The following is an 18,609-nucleotide window of genomic DNA, read 5'->3' as shown; positions in this document are numbered from 1 at the left end:
GGCGACCTCGTACGCTGGAACCACAACGGAAACCTCGAATACCTCGGCCGCACCGACGACCAAATCAAAATCCGCGGCTACCGCATCGAACCCGGCGAAATCGAATCAGCACTGTCCCAGTCACCCGGAATCGCACAAACAGCGGTCATCGTCCGTGAGGACACGCCCGGCGACAAACGCCTCGTTGCCTATGTCGTCGCCGAGACCGAGACAGTCCGGCTCGACACCGAACAGATCCGGCAGAGCCTCGCGGCCCGGCTGCCCGAGTACATGGTCCCCTCGGCGGTGGTCGGCCTGGACGCGATGCCGCTGACCATCAACGGCAAGCTGGATCACCGGGCCCTGCCCGCGCCCGACTACGCCCGGTACGGCCGGGTCCCGCGCAGCCCCCGCGAAGGCGAGTTGTGCAGGCTGTTCGCCGAGGTGCTCGGCATACAGGGGGTCGGCATCGACGACAGCTTCTTCGCTCTGGGCGGTCACTCGCTCCTCGCGATGCGGCTGGTGGCCCGGATCGAGGCAGTGTTCGGTGTGACGCTCAGGGTGAGCACACTGTTCGACGCACCCACGGTGGCCCAGCTGGTTCTCCAGCTGGACAGTGGGGCCGAGGAGGGCAACGCCCTGGAGGTGCTGTTGCCCCTGCGGGCCCAGGGTGACCTGCCGCCGTTGTTCTGCTTCCACCCGGCCGCCGGGTTCGGCTGGGCGTACACCAACCTGTTGCAGTACATCGAGCCCGAACGCCCGCTGTACGCGCTCCAGTCGCGAAGCCTGGCCCGCCCCGAGCCGCGCCCGGCCTCGATGGAGGAGATGGCGGCGGACTACCTCGCGCACATCCGTACCGTCCAGCCCACCGGCCCGTACCACCTCCTGGGCTGGTCGTACGGCGGGCAGCTCGCGTTCGAGGCCGCGTGCCAGCTCCAGGCGGCGGGCGAGGAAGTCGCGTTCCTCAGCATCCTCGACACCTACCCGGTCAAGGTGGCACCGGAGAAGTACGACGAGATCAGCACCGAGGACATAGAGAACGCGCTCATCGGCTTCCTCGACCGGGAGCGCGACGAGTTCGAGGAAGGGCCACTGGAGTTCTCCCGGATCGTCGAGATCTACCGGCAGTCCGGCCACCCGCTGGGCACCCTCTCGGAGTACAGCATCTCCGCGCTGGAAGAGGTGCTGCGGAACAACGTGTCCCTGATGAAGGACTACGATTTCCACCAGTACGAAGGTGACCTGCTCCTCTTCTACGCGACCCTGGGCCGCCGGGAGGACGACCCGGAGCCGGACTCGTGGGAGCCGCATGTCTCCGGTGTCATCGAGATCCAGGAGATCGAGGCCACCCACAGGAATCTGATGCAGCCCGAGGGGGTCCGCCAGATCGGTCCGATCGTCGCGGAGCGGCTGGCGCGGAAGGTTCCGTCGGAGTGGGAGAGCGAGGCTGACGGGTCCTGAAAAACGAGGGTGCCTGTACCCGGCCGGGTACAGGCACCCTCGATGCCCCGAGGGGCTCACTCTGTCGCCGTCAGGGCTTGGCCGGCTTCGCCTTCTTGTCGACGCCGTTCACCCGCACGGTGACGTTCCCCCGGTTCCGCGCCCGGTCGGCCACGATCCTGTAGGACGTGACCTTCCCGTCCCGCCACTCGCAGCTGACCTCGTAGCCGCCACGGGCGCGGAGCCCGGTGAAGGATCCCCTGGCCCTCCAGCCGTCCGGCAGGGCGGGCAGCAGGTGGATGACACCGTCGTGGCTCTGCAGAAGCATCTCCGCCACGGCGCCCGAGATGCCGAAGTTGCCGTCCATCTGGAAGGGCGGATGGTTGCCGAACATGTTGGGCAGTGTGTTGTACGTCAGCAGCCCGCGCAGCATGATCTGGGCGCGATGCCCGTCGCCGAGGCGGGCGAAGAGCGCCGCCCGCCAGGGCCAGGTCCACGAACGGCGGCTGTCGCCCGACACCGTCCCCGCCGTGAACGGGACGCCTTCCTTCTCGCCGCACCGCGCCTTGAGCGAGACGAGGGCGGCGTCCGCGAAGTCGGCTGTCCTCGGGGTGATCTGACGGCCCGGATAGACCGCGAAGAGGTGCGAGGTGTGGCGATGGAAGTCGGTGGGGCTGTCCATGTCCTCCTGCCACTCCTGGAGTTGACCCCACCGGCCGATCTTGTTCGGCGCGAGGCGTGCCTGCATGTCCGCGACCTTGGCCCGGTGGACGGGATCCGTCTTGAGCGCCGCCTCGCAGTCGAGGTAGTTCTGGAACAGGTCCCAGATGATCTGCTGGTCGTACATGACGCCGTCCTCGCGCGGCCCGTGTTCGGGGGACCAGCCGTTCGGCGCGACGAGCAGTCCGTCCTCGCGTTCCTTGAGATGGTCCTCCCAGAACTCGCAGATCTCCTTGATCATCGGGTAGGCGACGGTACGGAGGTAGACCAGGTCCTGGGTGAACGCCCAGTGCTCGTAAAGGTGTTGGGCGTACCAGGCACTCGCGACGGTGTTCCACTCCCACGAGTTTCCGCCGAAGATGCTCTGGCTGGTACGGGCGGTCCAGCCGCGGGTGGCCTCGCCGAAGGCATTGCGGGTCGCCACCCGGCTGGGTACCGCGACCTGTTCGATGAATCCGACGAGCGCCTCATGGCACTCCGACAGATTCGTCGTCTCGGCTCCCCAGTAGTTCATCTGGACATTGATGTTGGTGTGGTAGTCGGAGGCCCACGCCGGCTCATTGCTGTCGTTCCAGAGACCCTGGAGGTTGGCGGGCAGACCATTCGGGCGAGAGGAGCTGATCAGCAGGTACCGGCCGTAGTCGAACATCGTCTGCTCAAGTGTCGGGTCCTCCCCGCCTGCCGCGTAACGCGCCAGCCGGGCGTTGGTCGGCAGAGCGACAACGGCGGCGTCGGAGGTGCCCCAGGCGACCGAGACACGGTTCATGAGGGCGCGCGTCTCGGCGGTGTGTTCGGCGCGCAGTGTGCCGTAGGGCCGGGCAGCCGCCCTGGCGAGCGCCCTGGCGACGATCGGCTCCGGATCGGCTCCGCGCCACCCTGCGGCGGCGTCGAGCTTGTAGTCGGTGCGGGCGTCGAGGAACAGTGTCAGGGTCGTACAGCCGCTGAACCGAAGCACCGCCCCGTCGGCGCGGACGTCGCCGTCGGTGTGTACGGCCTGGACGGTGCACGCGTGCTTGAGTCCGTTGCCCATGACACCGCTGAAGGCGATCCGCCGGGCGTCGGCGTCGACGGTCGTCGGCGCCTCGTCCTGTCCGGATGTCAGTGATATCGCGCCGGAGAGCCCGTGTGCCCGGTCCGACCTGTACCGGAAGACCATGATGTCCGCGGACCGGCTGGCGAAGGCCTCGCGCAGAACGCGCTGTCCCTGCGCGCCGAAGCGCGTGACGTGGACGCCCTCCCCGAAGTCGAGGGTGCGTTGGTAGTCGACGACCGTCCTCTGCGTGCGGGTGTCGAAGCCCTTGCCCTCCAGTGCGATCTCCGCGATCTGGAAGCCGGTGGAGGACGCGCCGGAGGTCAGGGTGAGCCGGTAGACGCGGTAGGCCGTGTCGTTGACGATACGGAAGGTCCGGGTCTCGCCTCGGCCGGCGAAGGGCTTTCCGGGGTTCTGCGTGTCGAGGATCGTCCAGGCGAGCCCGTCCTGCGACGCCTCGAGCACCCATCGCCGGGGGTCGTCCCTCGGCCGGTCCGGGGCCGCCGTCAGCGCGTACGAGGTGACAACGACCGCGCGGGGCAGGTCGGCCTGCCAGACGACCTCCGGCGCGGCGGTGCCGACCCGCCAGACCGTGGCCGGATCACGGTCCACCGAGTTGGAGATGTCCGTGGTCCGGGACGTGGCGCCTGCGACGGATGCCGTGGAGTGCCCGCTCGGCGACGACAGGTACATCGAACCGCCCCCGCCGAGGTCGACGCCGGACAGACCGACCTCGCTCACCTGGAAGTGGCTGACGCCCGCTCTGGGGACGAAGTCGAACCGGTAGAAGCGGTAGGCCGCGGTGTCGGCGCAGGTGAATTCCTTTGTCTGGAGACGGCTTTCGAAGGGCGCCTCCAGCGTGCGGCTGTCCAGTGCGGTCCAGGTGGCGCCATCGGCGGAACCGGAGAACGTCCACTCCTGCGGATCGCGCTGCGGCACATCATCGGCGCTGGTCAGACGGTACGACGCGACCACCACGGGGGCGGGGAGTTCGACCTGCCACTGCACCTTCGAGCCGGGCCTCTCGATGCACCACTTGCTGCTCGCATCACCGTCGTACGTACTGCCGACGCCCTCCGTCGAGGAGGTGCTGTACGGTCCCCCCGGGGCCGTGACCTTCGGACTCGCGCGGGGCGCGAAGGTGACGACGACGTCACCGAAGTTCCGGTACGAGCCGAAGCCGGTCATGCCGGTGTCGAAAGCGCTGTCCGGCTTGCCGGCGAGAGCGTTGTCGTAGTTGTTGACACCGCCCCACAGACTCTGTTCGTTGAACTGGATGCGCTCCTCGTGGGGATCGGCGAAGAGCATGGCGCCGAGTCGGCCGTTGCCGATCGGCAGGGCCTGCGACTGCCAGTCCACGGCGGGTACGGAATACTTCAGCGCCTTGCGCGACAGGGTCGGCCACTGGACGGCCCCCGACACGTCGGTCCCTGCGGCAACGGCCTGGCCCACAGCGGCTCCGCCCGTCAGCTGAGTGATCAGCGGTGCGAAGGCGAGAGCGCCGCCGAGCTTGAGGATGCTCCGTCGCTGCGGTGGGGAATCATTGTTCACGGTGAAATCTCCCGACCCATTCATCGGCTCTTTCGCGGAGGAGAGCAGCCACATCGACATCTGTCGAGGGCGCGATCATCGTCGCCGGAAGATAGATCGGATGTCTAGTGCCGTGACCGGCAATGTTTGCCCCGCGAGGAGCGTCGTCCGGTGCGTGCGATCGCAAGACGGCCGGGAGCCCTCGGTGGGGCACCTCCCATGCCCTCAAGGCTATGGGGCACGAGCCACCAGCGCTTTTGGCCAACGCCGCGCAGGGGCACATCTGGAGCCCCGGACGGAGTCCCGGGGAGGGCGTGATGGACGGCGCGATGGGGCAAAGCTTGCCGGGAGGGGCACTGGAGGTGGGCGCCACCGTCTCGCTACCCCCGGCGCCCTGGGCCCCGCCCACCATGCCGCCGAGGTCCCCCACGCACCCGTCGATGAGTACGGCAGGGGGACGTTCCTCTTACCTCGCGGCCGCCTCGCGGAACGCGGTGAGGCGCAGGGCGAGATCGAGGTCGTGCCGGTCGGGGCCGGTACGCAGGTCGACGGAGGTCAGGGCCTTGATCCGGTCCAGGCGGTAGTAGAGCGTGGTGCGGTGCAGGTGGAGTGCGTGTGCCGTCGCCTGGACGTCCCCTCCGAGGTCGAGGAAGGTCCGGGCGGTGATCAGCAGGTCAGGGCTCTTCTGACGGTGCAGGTCGGCCACGCCGGGGTGGATCTCCCTCGGGTCCAGGCCCGGCGGCGCTTCGACGACCATCCGCCACGCACGCAGGCAGTCCCAGCTCGGCCGGGCGAGCAGGGCGCCCGCGCGCAGCGCCTGGAGCGTGAGCCGGGCGCGCCGCACCGCCTCATGCAGTTCCACCAGAGGAAGGGGCAGCCCGCTCGTCGCCCCTGGATGGCCCGGCCCCGGCCCGACCGAGTAGGCGGTGAGCCCTCCGGGCAGGCGCCAGCCGTCGTGCCGGGGACGTTCCTCGACGACGATCAGGGCACGGTCGGGCAGCCTGGCGAGGACCGTGAGCCGGCGTGCGGCCTCCTCGTCGGGGCCTCGTTCGAGGCGCCCGAGGAGATCGCGGAGTTGTCTGTCGTCGTCCTCGGGCGCCGCCCCCGAGGCGATCACACCGACGGCGCGCCCGGCCGCCGCAATCAGGGCGGGCAGCGTGTCCGGTCCGGCGCGGTCCTGGGGATCCAGCACCCACAGGTACCCCACCAGGTGCTCGGCGACGCGCAGGGGAACGCACCAGCGCCCTTCCATACCGGCCTCGGGGACCGCGGGCGTACGGACGGGGGCGGTGGCACGAGCCAGTCCGAGGCGGTCGACCGCGTCGAGTGTCGCCGCGGTGACACCGCGCCGCAGAATGCTGTGCAGGCGCACGTCATCGACATCGGTCTGGACGCTCCAGCTCAGCGCGTGGAAGCTCGCGTCCTCGATCAGCACAGAGAGCTCAAGGCGCTCGGCCAACGCGTCCACTACCGCTTGCAGTGTGTCTCCCGATCCCACAGAGCAATGGTAAGGCCAATGCTCGGGCGAAGGGAAGGGTGCTAGAAAGGCTGTGTGACTACACCAAGAACGCCCGCCCGGGAACTGTTCAAGGAACTCGCCCGCACCCGCTCGGTGGACGATGTCGCGGACCAGTTGCGACAGGCGGTCCTGAGCGGGCGCGTCCCGGACGGCGGGCGGCTGCCCAGCGAGCGGGAGCTGGCCGAGGCGTTCGGCGTCAGCCGGGCGACCGTACGGGAGGCGATCCGCGTCCTGGAGGCATCCGGCATCGTACAAGTACGGCTGGGAGCGCACGGCGGCGCCTTCGCCGCCAAGCCCGGACCGGGTGTGATGGGCCTCGCCCTCTCGTCGCTGCTGACCCTACAGGCCACGACGGAGGCCGAGCTCGTCGAGTTCCGGTTCACTTTCGAGCAGGACAACGCGGAACTCGCGGCACGTCACATCACCCCCGCCCAGCGGGAGGAACTCGCCGAACTGCTGGCGGCCGCACGGGCCGCGAAGCGCTGGAAGGAAGTCGAGCAGATCGACTTCGCCGTCCACGAACTGCTCGCCGCGGCGTCCGCGAACTCCGTCCGCGTCGCCATTTCCCAAGGCATCCATGACGCGGTCCTGCGCGTCTTCGAGCGCACCGAACCGCAGCCGTCGTCCATCCAGATCCTGCGCGACGACACGATCGCCGTCGCCTCCGCCGTCCTGGACGGCGACCCCGCCGCGGCCCAGCAGGCCATGAGGGAGCACATGAGCCGCTGGGTCGACGACCCGTCGGCGCTGCCGCGCCGCCTTCCCCGACCATGAGGGACCTAATGGCCTAGCCATTGACAGGCAGGAGATCCCGCTGCGATTCTGCGGACGTTGGGGCGTGTCCGCGAACAGGACATGCCCATATCCGGAACCGCTCGGAGGTAGTGATGACCGCGACACCGGCCGGCCGCACGGCCCTGTTTCCCATCGGCCCGACCGATCCGCTGGCTTTCGGCGCCGGCTCGCCGGAGCGTGAGCGCGTCGCCGCCGCCCTGAAGGAGATCCGTTCCGCGGACTTCGATATCGCGAACGTGATCGACGGCCGCGAGGTCCGCACCGGCCGGACGGCGCCGATCGTGACCCCGCACGAACACACGTACTCCTTCGGACAGGTGCACCACGCCGGTCCCGCGGAGATGGCGAGCGCGATCGAGGCCGCCACCCGCACCTCGGCCTGGTGGGGCAGCCTGCCCTGGGAGGAGCGCGCCGCCCCGTTCCTGCGGGCCGCGGACATGCTCGAGTACGGCCCGTGGCGGGACCGGCTCAACGCCGCCACCATGCTGGAGCTGTCCAAGACGACGTACCAGGCCGATATCGACGCCGCCTGCGAGACGGTCGACTTCATCCGCGCCAACGTCAAGAACATGCTCGACATGTACGACGTCCAGCCCGGCTCCCACCCCGGTGCCTGGAACCGCGTCGAGTACCGCCCGCTCGAAGGCTTCGTGTTCGCGGTGACCCCGTTCAACTTCACCTGCATGAACAACCTGGCCTTCGGCCCGGCCCTGCTCGGCAACACGGTGGTGTGGAAGCCCGCCGAGAGCGCCTCCCTGGTCGCCCACCTCTCCCTGCAACTGCTGCGTGAAGCGGGCCTGCCCGACGGCGTCATCAACCTCGTGTACGGCACCGGCCCCGACCTCGGCCCGACCGCGCTGGCCCACCGCGACCTGGCCGCCGTCCACTTCACCGGCTCCACGACCACGTTCCAGAACATCTGGCGCACGGTCGGCGAGAACGTCTCCGGCTACCGCAACTACCCGCGCGTGGTGGGCGAGACCGGCGGCAAGGACTTCATCCTGGCCCACCCCAGCGCCGATGTGGAGGCGCTGGCCGTCGCGTGTGTGCGTGGCGCGTACGAGTTCCAGGGCCAGAAGTGCTCGGCCGCCTCCCGTCTGTACGTCCCGCGCAGCCTGTGGCCGGCGCTGAAGGAACGGCTCGTCGCGCTCACCGAATCGGTGGTCGTCGGCGACCCGACCCGGCCCGAGACCTACGTCGGCGCCGTTATCAACGCCCGCCAGCACGCCAAGCACGCCGAGGCGCTGGCGAAGGCGCGGGCCGAGGGGCTGGTGGTCGTCGGCGGCAACACGGACGACTCCGTCGGCTGGTTCGTCGATCCCACGATCCTCGAAGTCGACGACCCCCACTCGCCGTTGCTCACCCAGGAACTCTTCGCCCCCGTCCTCACGACGTTCGTGTACGACGACGCCAAGTGGCCCGAGATCCTGGACCTCGTCGACAGTTCCACCCCCTACGGCCTGACCGGCGCGGTGTTCGCCCAGGACCGTGCCGCCGTCGAACAGGCCGACGCGGCGCTGCGCTACACCGCCGGCAACTTCTACGTCAACGACAAGCCCACCGGCTCGGTCGTCGGCCACCAGCCCTTCGGCGGTGCCCGCGCCTCCGGCACCAACGACAAGGCCGGCACGGTCTGGAACCTCATCCGGTTCGCCAGCCCCCGTACGACGAAGGAGAACCACCTCCCGGCCACGGACTACCGCTACCCGCACCTGGACGCCTGAGAGGTCTGCCACAGCGGTCGCACGCCTGCTCGGCGCGCCTCCTCACACCACGTCTGCGTCATCGTCCGCGACATCGGTGAAGTCTGTCGCCTGCCATGAACGCGGACCTGGGGGCGTCGGCGTCGTTCCGGAACCCCGCTCGGTCACTTGTTTTCAGCCCCACCCACCAGACCTCCGCCCCCGATGCTTTGCGCACCGGGGGCGGATTCCTATGCCGGGATCCGCAGACAGCTTGCTACAGAAGTAGGAACAGAAGTATGGGATCTCCTACTCCAGAAGATATCGCGATCACCCTGTCTGCTCCACGATGGACCCCAACTCGCGGCCGTGAATCGTGGATTCCCTTCCCGGTTCGGTCTGCCGTTGCGCGAAGGAGTACGTCATCATGTCGCATTCCCCTGGAAAAGCCGTTCTTGACGAAGGAGCGGACGGCCGGCTCCGCCGCACCATGACGTTGCAGCAGGTGTTGTTCCTGGGCGTCGGCGCGCAGATCGGCTCCGGCTGGCTGTTCGCGATGCTGTACGCCGCCGGTGCCGCCGGCCCGGCCGCGATCATCTCGTGGCTCATCGGCGGCGCGCTGATCCTGCTCGTGGCGCTGGCCTGGATGGAGGTCGGCGCGGCGCTGCCGCGCAGTGGGGCCATCGTCCGCTATCCGTATCTCACCCACGGCGGCCTGACCGGCTGGATCATGGGACTCTCGTACTGGCTCGCGAACGTCTCGCTGCCCGCGATCGAGGCCCTCGCCGTGATCACCTATCTGAGCAGTGTGTTCCCCGGCCTGGAGCTGATGGAGGTCAAGGACGGAGTGTCGGTGCTCACCTGGCCGCTCGGTGTCTTCGCCGGCATCGGCCTGATGGTGCTCTTCTACGCGATCAATATTTTCGGCGTACGGCTGCTGAGCGAGACCAACCGCTGGGTGACCTGGTGGAAGATCGCTGTTCCGTCGATGACCTTCGTCCTACTGCTCTTCGTCTTCAACTCATCCAACTACACCGCCCATGGCTTCTTCCCTCAGGGCGGCGGCTCGGTCTTCGAGGCGGTAGCCGTCTCCGGCATCGCCTTCGCGCTGATCGGCTTCCGCAGCGTACTCGACTTCAGCGGCGAGGTCGTCAACCCGCGACGGACCATCCCCCTCGGCACAGTGGGCTGCGTGCTCATCCCGCTGGCCGTCTACCTCGCCCTCCAGGTCGCCTTCATCGGCGCGGTGAACTGGCACGACGCGGGCGTCTCGGTCGGCGACTGGAGTGCGCTGGGCGGCAGCTCCTGGGCCGACGGCCCGCTCCTGCACGCGCTGCGCGCCTCCTCGCTCGCCGCGCTGGGCGCCTTCGCCACGGTGCTGCTGATCGACGCGGTCATCTCCCCGGCCGGCGCGGGCTACATCTTCCTCGGCTCGGCCTCCCGGGTCGGCTTCGGGCTGAGCATGCACGGGTACTTCCCCCGCGCCTTCCAGAAGACCAACAAGCACGGCATCCCGTGGGTGTCGACCGCGGTCGCCTTCGCGGCGGGCTGTCTGTTCTTCGCGCCGGCGCCGAGCTGGTACCGGCTGGCGGGGTTCATCAGCGCGGCGATGGTGCTCAGCGCGCTGATGGCCGCCGTCTGTCTCCCGGTCCTGCGCCGTCACGCGCCCACGCTGCCCCGCCCGTTCAAGCTGCGCGCGCCCGGTTTCTGGGCGCCGGCAGGCTTCCTCGGGGCTGCGGCGATGATCTACTGGGCCGGCTTCGTGACCCTGATCAACCTCACCGTCATACTCTTCGCGGGCCTCGCCGTCTACGGCGCGCACTACCTGCCCCACCGCGGCTGGCTCGACCGCGGGTCCGGTGCCGTGGTGAGCGCCGTCTACCTGGTGGCCTGGATCTACGTCAGCGACAAGGGCGGCTGGTTCCTCGCGACCGGGGACAGCGCCGCGGCCGGCAGCTGGCCGTTCGCGGTGTACTTCGCGGCGAGCACGGCGCTGGTGGTCGGTTACTGCGCGCTGCTGTGGGCGATGAGCGACAGCCGGGGCCGGCTGCACACCAGTCGCGGCTACTGGCTGGTGTTCCTGCTCCTGGCCACCCTCCCCCTGTCGTACGTCGGCGAGTTCGGCCCCCTTGAGCGGTTCGCCTTCCCGGTGGGCACACTGCTGGAGCTGGCGGTGGCCCTGATCGCGTACTACTGGGGCGTCGCCTCCGGGTTCGCCACCGAGGAACTCGAAGAGGCCGTCGCCCTGGAGAGGGAGAAGGAAACCCACGACCCACACGGTGAGGACGCCGGACAGACCGTACGCCCCGCCCTGTAACCACCCTGCGGACCTGGGCCGATACACGCCCGGCCGTGGGACGAGCACTCACCGGACTCGTCCCGCACGGCCGGTACCACTCGTTCAGCCCCGCCGTGTGACGATGCTGAGCGAGTTCGCGGCGACGATGGCCCCGATACTCGCCCACTCCGTCCAGCCCAGGTTCTGGCCGAGGCCGATCCAGCCGACCACGGCGGCCAGGACCGGGTTGACACTCATGAACAGCCCGAAGGCCTGGGCCGGTACCCGGCGCAGGGTGAACATGTCCGCGAGGTACGGCACCGCCGAGGCGAGCACCCCGGCCGCGACGGCGTACCCGACGGCCTCGACGGTCGGCGGGTGCCGCAGCACCAGGACAACACCGACCGGCAGGAACATCAGGGCGGAGAGCCCCGACGCGGCGGCCGAACCCTGCATGCCCGGGACGCGGCGGCCGACGGTGCGGTTGAGGAGGATGTACGACGCCCAGCACACGGCGGCGAGCAGCCCCAGGGCCATGCCGACGTAGTCGGTCGAGGGCTGGGGCCGCATCAGTGTCACCACACCCGCGGCGGCGATGACCGCGGCGCAGATGTCCACGCGGCGGCGCGCGCCGGTCAGGGCTATGACCAGCGGCCCCAGGAACTCCAGGGTCACCGCCAGTCCCAGGCCGATGCGGTCGATGGCGCTGTACAGGGACAGGTTCATCGTCCCGAACACCAGGGCCAGCAGCAGTACCGGCTGCCACTGCCGCCAGGTGAAGGACCGCAGCTGTGGTCGGCCGACGGCCAGCAGGACGATGGCGGCGACGTACTGGCGGACCGCGACGACCCCGACCGGTCCGAGGACGGGGAAGGCGAGGGAACCGAGCGCGGCGCCGGTCTGGGTGGACAGACCACTGCCGATCATCACGGCCACCCCGGCGAGGCGCCGTGACCGTCCGGCCGGCTGTGGACTCGGGAGACCCGGGGACGCCCGGTGCGGGGATGTGGTGGGACGTACAGGGGCGGAGGCAGGTGCGGGTGCGGCTCGCATGGGTCCGATCGTGCGACACAACAGCCCTTGCGCAAAATGCGTGGAGGCCAAACATCTATACGCTTGAGTCATGAATGTGGAGCTACGGCAGTTGCGCTGTCTCGTCGCGATTGTCGACGAGGGCAGCTTCACCGACGCGGCCATCGCGCTGGGTGTTTCCCAGGCGGCCGTGTCCCGGACCCTGGCCTCGCTCGAACGAGCCCTGGGCGTAAGGTTGTTGCGCCGCACCTCGCGCGAGATGGCGCCGACCGCGGCAGGACTGCGCGTGGTGGCACACGCCCGGCGGGTGCTCGGCGAGGTGGCCGATCTGGTCCAGGAGGCCACCTCGGGCCACACCCGCCTGCGGATCGGGTACGCCTGGTCGGCGCTCGGCCGTCACACTCCGGTCTTCCAACGCCGCTGGGCCAAGACGCAACCCGAGACAGACCTGCGCCTGGTCCGGGTCAACTCCGCCACAGCCGGACTGGCGGAAGGCACGTGCGATCTCGCAGTAGTGCGCAGACCGCTGGAGGAGGACCGGCGGTTCGACTCCGCCGTCGTCGGACTGGAGCGCCGCCTCTGCGCCCTGGCCGCCGACGACCCCCTGGCCGGGCGTCGTTCGATCAGGCTCGCGGAACTCAGCAGGCGCACCCTGCTGATCGACCGGCGGACCGGCACCACGACCACGGAGCTGTGGCCGCCGGACACCTGCCCGGCGACCGAGGAGATATCCGACGTCGACGACTGGCTCACCGTGATCTCCAGCGGCCGCTGCATCGGTATGACGGCGGAGTCCACCGCCCACCAGTACCCCCGGCCCGGCATCGTCTACCGGCCGGTCCGCGACGCCGAACCCATAGCCGTACGCCTCGCCTGGTGGCACGACGACCCGCACCCCGCCGCCCAGGCGGCGATCGAACTGCTCACCGCCCTCTACCGCAACGGCTGACCGGCTCCGGGCGGCACTACGTCAACGCCGCCAGCCCCCGCCCGAGCCGGCGTACCCCCTCCACGATGTCCTTCGGAGCGGCCGCGTACGACAGCCGGAGGTGCCCCTCGCCCGCCGCCCCGAACTCGCTGCCGGGCCGGACCGCGACGCCGTGCTCGCGCAGGTGCCGCACCAGGTCGGCGGAGCGGATGGAGGCGTCGTAGGAGGGGAAGGCGTAGAACGCGCCCTGCGGGGTGTGCGTGTGCACTCCCTTGACCCGGGAGAGCTCGTCGAGCATCAGCGTACGCCGCGCCCCGTACGCCTGCCGCATGCGGCTGATGTCCGCGTCCGCGGTGTTCAGCGCCGTCAACGCGGCGCGCTGTACTGCTGAGTTGGCCGAACCGTTGATGGTCACGTGGACGCGAGCGGCGGCGGCGATGACCTCCTGCGGGCCGGCCAGGTAGCCGAGCCGCCAGCCGGTCATGGCGTAGCTCTTGGAGAACGTCTGGCAGTACAGCGTGCGCTCCGCCAGGCCCGGCACCTGAAGGGCCGAGACGAACGGGGCGTCGGTGTGGACGAGTTCGCTGTATGCCTCGTCGGCCAGGACCAGGGTGCCGGAGTCCGCGGTGAAGTCCGCGAGGGCGGCGAGCTCCTCGGCGGTGTGCACCGCGCCGGTGGGGTTGGAGGGGTTGCAGAAGACGAACAGGGCCGCGCCGTGCAGGGCCTCCGCCAGGGCCTCCAGGTCCCAGTGCAGGTCCGGGCGCAGCGGTACGGGTACGCAGATACCGCCGGCCAGGTTGACCAGGTCGGCGTAGAGCGAGTAGGTCGGGTCGGGGAAGACCACGCGGTCGCCCGGGTTGACCACGGCCAGGATCGCGGCGGCCAGCGCGGCGCTGCCGCCGTGGGTGACGAGGATCTGTCCCGGGGTGACGGCGGAGCCCTTGAGGCCGCCTACGCGCTCGGCGAGCGCGGCGCGCAGTTCGGGGTCGCCCTGCGGGTCGGTGTAGTGGGTGTGGCCGTCCTCCAGCGCCTGTGCCGCCGCCATCCGGATGCGGGGCGGGGTGGCGAAGTCCGGTTCGCCCATGGCGAGGGAGATCAGGCCCCCGCGTGACTGCGGCTGGGCGGTGCGCAGCGAGGTGCGTTCCACACGCTGAACCGCTTCGGAGGGCTGGAAGGCGAGGGAGCTGCTGGTCATTCCAGGCCCCCCAGGACGCGCTTGTTGAACTGGTCCATGTCCGACAGATCGGTGGCACGGGCCGGGGCGAGGTCGTAGGTGGGCGGTCCGTCGGCGACCGCGGCTTCCAGGGCGGCCCGTATCCTGCGGGAGAGGCCGAGTGGCTGGAGGTCGGGGCACCAGTCGAGCAGGTCGGCGAGGGCCAGCCAGGCACCGGTGGGGTTGGAGCGGCGGCTGCCGGTACGGTGCGGAGCCGTGCCGTGGGCCGGCTCGAAGAGCGCCGTGACGCCGTTGCCGAAGGCGCGGTCCGGGTTGACGGTCGCCGAGCCGCACAGGGCGGGCGAGCCGGCACGGGCGCACACGATGTCGGAGAGGATGTCGCCGAAGATGCCCTCGGTGACGATCACGCCCGGCAGTTCGGAGTACTTGACCAGCTCGTAGGCGGCTCGGTCGACGTTGACGTCGGCGAAGGCGGTAGCGCTCTCGTGGGCGATCCGGCGCCACAGTCGGGAGGTGGCGAAGACGCTCGCCTTGTCCACGCTGATCGCGCGCCGGCCCGGCTGCCGAGCCGCGTAGTCGGCGGCGATGGCGAACACCTCGCGGACGCGGTCCGGCCGGAGCGCGATGAGGTCCTTGGCCGGGCTGTCACCGTCGCTCTCCTGCCGCTGGTCGGGGCCGGCGTAGGCGCCGCCGGTGATGTTGCGGACGATGACGACGTCGTCGCCGCCAGGCACCCACACCGTGCGGATGCTGACACGCAGGTCGAAGATGTGCCGCAGTTCGATCAGCGCGGCCTCGGGGTTGGGACACTGTGCGGAGGTGACGCCGGGGTGGGCGCCGACGGCTCCGGAGAGCACGACGTCGGCTTCACGGCAGGCGTCGACGGTCTCCGGGGGGAGGATCGAGCCGGTCCTCATCCATCCGGTGGTGCCGTACGGGTAGGGGCCGGTGAAGGTGAGGGGCGCGCCGTCGGACTGAAGGCGGCGCAGGTAGGTGAGGGGCCCGTCGAGGATTTCCGAGCCGATTCCGTCTCCGGGGAGAAGAGCGATGGTGGTCATGGCAGCAACAGGCTCCGCGTCGTGGTGGTCATGATGGCTGCGGCGTCACGGGCGCCGACGCGCTGTTCGAGGCGGTGCAGCCAGGGGGCTACGGCATCGGCGGGCGCGGCGTGATGAGCGTGGCCGAGGTCTCCGCCGAACACCAGCAGGGACGAGGGATAGGCTCCGGCCAGGGTGAGACTGGAGTGCTCCGGGGTACCCAACAGGTCTGGCAGGATGCCGAGTTCGAGGTGTGCTTCCAGTGCCTGGAGTTCCTTGGCGGCGGTGTCGTTCCAGTGCAGGAAGGCCATCTTGGGATGGTTGACCATCAGTCGCCGTACGCCTCGGCGGCGGGCCTCGGTGAAGAGCACCACCGTCTCCTGCGCCGACAGGTGTCCGCTGGCCAGCAGCAGGTCGTGGGCGGCGACGGCGTCGAGGACGTCGTACCACTCCGGGCGCAGTCGGCCGTCCTCGACGACATCGACCGGGCGGAGTTCGAAGCCCCGGTGCACGGAGAGTTCGGGAGAGGCTGCTCCGGCCTTGTGCGTACGCGAGGACACCGTCGGCATCCACACGACCCGCCCGCCGAGCCGTGCCGCGACCTCCACTGCGTCCGGATTGGCCCCGCCGACCGGGCTGTTGAGGACGATGCCGCCGTGGACGTTCTCGCCCGCGAGCGCGGCGCGCTCCACGGTGCTGCCCTCGTGCGCCTTCAACACGACTGTACGAAAGCCCTGTTGGCGCTCGGCGGCGACGGTGTCCGCGTCGTTGCCGTGGCGGGGCAGCAGGCTGGGCGAGGCGTGGACATGGAGGTCCGTCATATCGACGGCCCAGTCCGGACATTGGTCATACGTCATGGCAACTCCACCCATCGGATGACCTTCTGTTCGGCGAGCAGTCGGCGCTGCACCTTGCCCGCCGCCGCGTCACGTGGAATCCGTTCGACGCAGGCGATGGTCACGGGTCGCATGAACAGCGGCAGCTGGGCGACGACCTCGGTGATCTCCTCGTACGGCAGCGGGTCGGCCGCCGCGTAGAGCACCACCTCGTCGTCGACCAGCTCGCCCGGACGCTTCCACAGGGCGAAGTCGGCCAGGCCCGGCACGTTCGCGAGATGGTTCTCGACGAATGGGATGGGGACGAACTCGCCCTTGACCCGGATCGATTCCGATCCCCGTTCCACGAACACCAGGTTTCCGTCGGCGTCGACGCGCCCGAAGTCGCCGGTGTCGAACCAGCCGTCGGTGTCCCGGTGCGGGTCGATGCCGTCCTCGGCGAGGTAGCCGCCGAACAGGGCGCCGGCCTCCCGCTCGCGCACCTGGATCAACCCGGCTTCGTCCAGACGCCATTCGATGTCCGCGCGGGCCGGGCCGCCGTGGCGGCTGGCGTCGGGCGGAAGGTCGTCCTGTGCCGTCCACTGCTTGAGGTGGGTGACTCCGGCCGCCTCGGTCGAGCCGTACCCGGACACCGCGGCGGGGATCGAGAACCGCTCCAGGAACTCGCCGTCGGCATAGAACATGGTGCGCACCCGGTGCCCGGCCGCGTCCTCGCCGGTGGTTGCCCGTTTGAGGATCTCCACCGGCGGGGCGTGCAGCACGAGCGCGGTGACACCCTGCTCCACGACGTCCGGCCAGAAGCGGCTCGCGGAGAACTTCCCCACCGTGAGCGCGTCGGCCCCCGCGTACAGGGCGCCGAGGATGCCGTAGCCCATCGGGTTGATGTGGAACAGCGGCAGGGGAGCCAACACCCGGTCGGTGGAGCCCAGTTCGAGCGCTCCGCTCATGGCGCGGGCGAGACGCAGGAAGTACTCGTTGGTCTGCACGCAGAACTTGGGCAGGCCCGTGGTGCCGGAGGTGTGCATGTACGACACGGTGTCGAAGGGGCCGGTGGCGGTCCCCGGCAGGTCGGCCGGGTCGGCGGTGCCCGAGGTACGGGCGGCCGCGAGCCCGTCGGGCCCGATCACCAGGGTCGGGTCGAGCCGGTCGAGCATCTGCTCCAGCAGGTCGGCGGGGTAGGTCGGGTTGACGAGCGCGACCGGGATGCCGGCGAGCACGCACGCCATCCAGGTCAGCAGGTAGTCGGTGGAGGTCGGCGCGACGAGCGCGACCCTCCCCCGGACTCCATTCGGGGGGACCCCCGTCTCGCTTCGCCCGCCGGGCCGGACGCCCGAGTCGAGGAGGCGCTTCGCCCGGCCGGCGGCGAACGCGAGGGCCTCGTCGAGGCGGAGCTGGTCGTCCACCGTGCCCAGCCGCAGCCCGGGACGGCTCGCCGCCCGGCGGGTCAGCATCCCCGCGATGCTCGTGCCGGTGGTGGTCATGCGAGCCCCTCGTGGCCGGGATCCTTGAGGATGCGGCGCGCAATGTAGTTGCGCAGGATCTCCGCCGAACCCCCGGCGACCTTCAGGACCTTGATGTCGTTGACGATGTCCGTGTACGGCTCGTCGAAGTACAGGCCGTGCCCGCCCACCAGGCTGTAGGAGGCGTCACTCGCCCGCTCGGCGGCCCGGATCGCGAGCCGCTTCGCGGTGGAGGTGTGCAGGGCTATGTCCTCGCCTCGCGCGTGGGCGAGGGCGGCGTCGTCCCTGGCCAGGGAGGCCGCCTGAAGGTCGCACCAGGCGTCGGCGACCATCCACTGGATGCCCTGGAAGTCGGTGACCATGTTGTCCCCGACCTGGCGCCCGCCCGCGTACCGCAGCCCCAGCTCCAGGGCCCGCCGCCCGAGGCCGATCAGCTCCGACGCGTTGCCCAGCCGGCTGATGTTGAAGGTCGACAGGAAAGTCTTCAGGCCCCCGCCCACCGGCCCCAGCAGCGCGCTGTCGGGCACGCGTACGCGGTCGAAGTGGACGTCGGCCGTGCGGATCAGCCGCAGGCCGACCGGGTCGGTGACCTCGGTGCTGATGCCCGGCAGGCTCATGTCGACCAGGAAGCTGGTCAGGCCCTCCGGCGCCATCGCGTAGACGAGTGTGACATCGCAGTCGGCACCGAGGTTCACATGGGTCTTCGAGCCGGTCAGGATCCAGTCCGAGCCGTCCCGCTCCGCCGTCGACTTCATCGCCTTGAACGATGAACCGGCGTTCTTCTCACTGATCGACTCGGAGAAGACGATCTCCCCGGTGGCGATGCCGCCCAGCCACCGCTCCTTCTGCTCCTCGGTGCCCCAGTCGAGCAGCCAGCGCTGCCCCTGGGCGGCGATCTGCCCCGACACCAGCCCGTGCCGGCCGACTTCCTCGCTGATCACCACATACTCGGCCACACCGCCGCCGATTCCTCCCAGTTCGGTGGGGACCAGCGGTCCGAGGAAGCCGAGCTTGCCGAACTCGGCGTACAGGTCGCGCGGGAACTCCCCCGCGCGGTTGGCCGCGTCCAGCCGTACGCGGTGCTCTTCACCGAAGGCGGCGAGGGTGGCGACAGTGGTGTCGATCCAGGTCCTGCTGCGAGCGTCGGTACGCAACGTCGGATACATCTG

General features: G+C 69.9%; 13 protein-coding genes. 5 read left to right on the top strand and 8 right to left on the bottom strand.

Annotated elements, in window-relative coordinates; all coding sequences use genetic code 11:
- On the top strand, nt 1-1,440 hold a 1,440-nt coding region (locus tag ACIP8W_RS26365; protein ID WP_401956642.1), incomplete at its 5' end, for an alpha/beta fold hydrolase.
- A 70-nt stretch (nt 1,441-1,510) separates the two neighbouring features.
- On the opposite strand, the gene ACIP8W_RS26360 is transcribed toward ACIP8W_RS26365, so the two are convergent.
- Together ACIP8W_RS26360 and ACIP8W_RS26355 are read right to left on the bottom strand one after the other, a co-directional pair.
- On the bottom strand, nt 1,511-4,720 hold the full coding sequence (locus tag ACIP8W_RS26360) for a glycosyl hydrolase family 95 catalytic domain-containing protein (protein WP_402204889.1): 3,210 nt from the start codon (nt 4,718-4,720) through the stop codon (nt 1,511-1,513).
- 445 nt (nt 4,721-5,165) lie between these two features.
- Nucleotides 5,166-6,197, bottom strand: coding sequence for a PucR family transcriptional regulator (locus ACIP8W_RS26355; RefSeq protein ID WP_401956637.1), 1,032 nt, complete (start codon nt 6,195-6,197; stop codon nt 5,166-5,168).
- 54 nt (nt 6,198-6,251) lie between these two features.
- On the opposite strand from ACIP8W_RS26355, the gene ACIP8W_RS26350 reads away from it, so the two are divergent.
- The 3 genes from ACIP8W_RS26350 (at nt 6,252) to ACIP8W_RS26340 (ending at nt 11,012) form a co-directional block, all read left to right on the top strand.
- Nucleotides 6,252-6,992: a FadR/GntR family transcriptional regulator gene (locus tag ACIP8W_RS26350; RefSeq protein WP_401956634.1), complete on the top strand. Its 741-nt coding sequence runs from the start codon at nt 6,252-6,254 to the stop codon at nt 6,990-6,992.
- Between the two features lie 113 nt (nt 6,993-7,105).
- Nucleotides 7,106-8,737 carry an L-glutamate gamma-semialdehyde dehydrogenase gene (gene pruA / locus ACIP8W_RS26345; protein ID WP_401956631.1) on the top strand — a complete coding sequence of 544 codons (1,632 nt, stop codon included), beginning with the start codon at nt 7,106-7,108 and terminating at the stop codon, nt 8,735-8,737.
- 385 nt (nt 8,738-9,122) lie between these two features.
- Complete coding sequence (locus tag ACIP8W_RS26340; protein ID WP_401956628.1) at nt 9,123-11,012, top strand: APC family permease; 1,890 nt, start codon at nt 9,123-9,125, stop codon at nt 11,010-11,012.
- A gap of 84 nt (nt 11,013-11,096) precedes the next feature.
- Here ACIP8W_RS26340 and ACIP8W_RS26335 read toward each other — a convergent pair whose 3' ends face one another.
- Nucleotides 11,097-12,026: an EamA family transporter gene (locus tag ACIP8W_RS26335; RefSeq protein WP_401956625.1), complete on the bottom strand. Its 930-nt coding sequence runs from the start codon at nt 12,024-12,026 to the stop codon at nt 11,097-11,099.
- Nucleotides 12,027-12,096: 70 nt separating this feature from the next.
- Between ACIP8W_RS26335 and ACIP8W_RS26330 the strand changes: the two genes are divergently transcribed.
- Nucleotides 12,097-12,954: a LysR family transcriptional regulator gene (locus ACIP8W_RS26330; RefSeq protein ID WP_401956623.1), complete on the top strand. Its 858-nt coding sequence runs from the start codon at nt 12,097-12,099 to the stop codon at nt 12,952-12,954.
- A gap of 16 nt (nt 12,955-12,970) precedes the next feature.
- Here ACIP8W_RS26330 and ACIP8W_RS26325 read toward each other — a convergent pair whose 3' ends face one another.
- From ACIP8W_RS26325 to ACIP8W_RS26305, 5 genes are read right to left on the bottom strand one after another with little or no spacing between them, the layout of a single operon-like run.
- Nucleotides 12,971-14,128, bottom strand: a complete 1,158-nt coding sequence (locus ACIP8W_RS26325) for a pyridoxal phosphate-dependent aminotransferase (RefSeq protein WP_401956621.1) — start codon at nt 14,126-14,128, stop codon at nt 12,971-12,973.
- Nucleotides 14,125-15,165, bottom strand: coding sequence for an isocitrate/isopropylmalate family dehydrogenase (locus ACIP8W_RS26320; protein ID WP_401956618.1), 1,041 nt, complete (start codon nt 15,163-15,165; stop codon nt 14,125-14,127). The genes ACIP8W_RS26325 and ACIP8W_RS26320 overlap by 4 nt, the downstream gene beginning before the upstream one ends.
- On the bottom strand, nt 15,162-16,001 hold the full coding sequence (locus ACIP8W_RS26315) for a DUF6282 family protein (protein ID WP_401956615.1): 840 nt from the start codon (nt 15,999-16,001) through the stop codon (nt 15,162-15,164). The genes ACIP8W_RS26320 and ACIP8W_RS26315 overlap by 4 nt, the downstream gene beginning before the upstream one ends.
- Nucleotides 15,998-17,461 (bottom strand): class I adenylate-forming enzyme family protein, encoded by a 1,464-nt coding sequence (locus tag ACIP8W_RS26310; protein ID WP_401956612.1) that lies wholly within the window; start codon nt 17,459-17,461, stop codon nt 15,998-16,000. The genes ACIP8W_RS26315 and ACIP8W_RS26310 overlap by 4 nt, the downstream gene beginning before the upstream one ends.
- Nucleotides 17,458-18,606 (bottom strand): acyl-CoA dehydrogenase family protein, encoded by a 1,149-nt coding sequence (locus ACIP8W_RS26305; RefSeq protein ID WP_402154473.1) that lies wholly within the window; start codon nt 18,604-18,606, stop codon nt 17,458-17,460. The genes ACIP8W_RS26310 and ACIP8W_RS26305 overlap by 4 nt, the downstream gene beginning before the upstream one ends.
- Nucleotides 18,607-18,609: the final 3 nt, after the last annotated feature.

The organism is Streptomyces sp. NPDC088554, from assembly GCF_044752945.1.
In the GTDB taxonomy this organism is placed as follows: domain Bacteria; phylum Actinomycetota; class Actinomycetes; order Streptomycetales; family Streptomycetaceae; genus Streptomyces.
This window is presented reverse-complemented; position numbering and strand designations above follow the sequence as displayed.

Coding starts and splice junctions, on each gene's coding strand:
- ACIP8W_RS26325 (WP_401956621.1), bottom strand. CDS start 14,128: ATGACCAGCAGCTCCCTCGCCTTCCAGCCCTCCGAAGCGGTTCAGCGT.
- ACIP8W_RS26315 (WP_401956615.1), bottom strand. CDS start 16,001: ATGACGTATGACCAATGTCCGGACTGGGCCGTCGATATGACGGACCTC.
- pruA (WP_401956631.1), top strand. CDS start 7,106: ATGACCGCGACACCGGCCGGCCGCACGGCCCTGTTTCCCATCGGCCCG.
- ACIP8W_RS26305 (WP_402154473.1), bottom strand. CDS start 18,606: ATGTATCCGACGTTGCGTACCGACGCTCGCAGCAGGACCTGGATCGAC.
- ACIP8W_RS26340 (WP_401956628.1), top strand. CDS start 9,123: ATGTCGCATTCCCCTGGAAAAGCCGTTCTTGACGAAGGAGCGGACGGC.
- ACIP8W_RS26320 (WP_401956618.1), bottom strand. CDS start 15,165: ATGACCACCATCGCTCTTCTCCCCGGAGACGGAATCGGCTCGGAAATC.
- ACIP8W_RS26335 (WP_401956625.1), bottom strand. CDS start 12,026: ATGCGAGCCGCACCCGCACCTGCCTCCGCCCCTGTACGTCCCACCACA.
- ACIP8W_RS26330 (WP_401956623.1), top strand. CDS start 12,097: ATGAATGTGGAGCTACGGCAGTTGCGCTGTCTCGTCGCGATTGTCGAC.
- ACIP8W_RS26310 (WP_401956612.1), bottom strand. CDS start 17,461: ATGACCACCACCGGCACGAGCATCGCGGGGATGCTGACCCGCCGGGCG.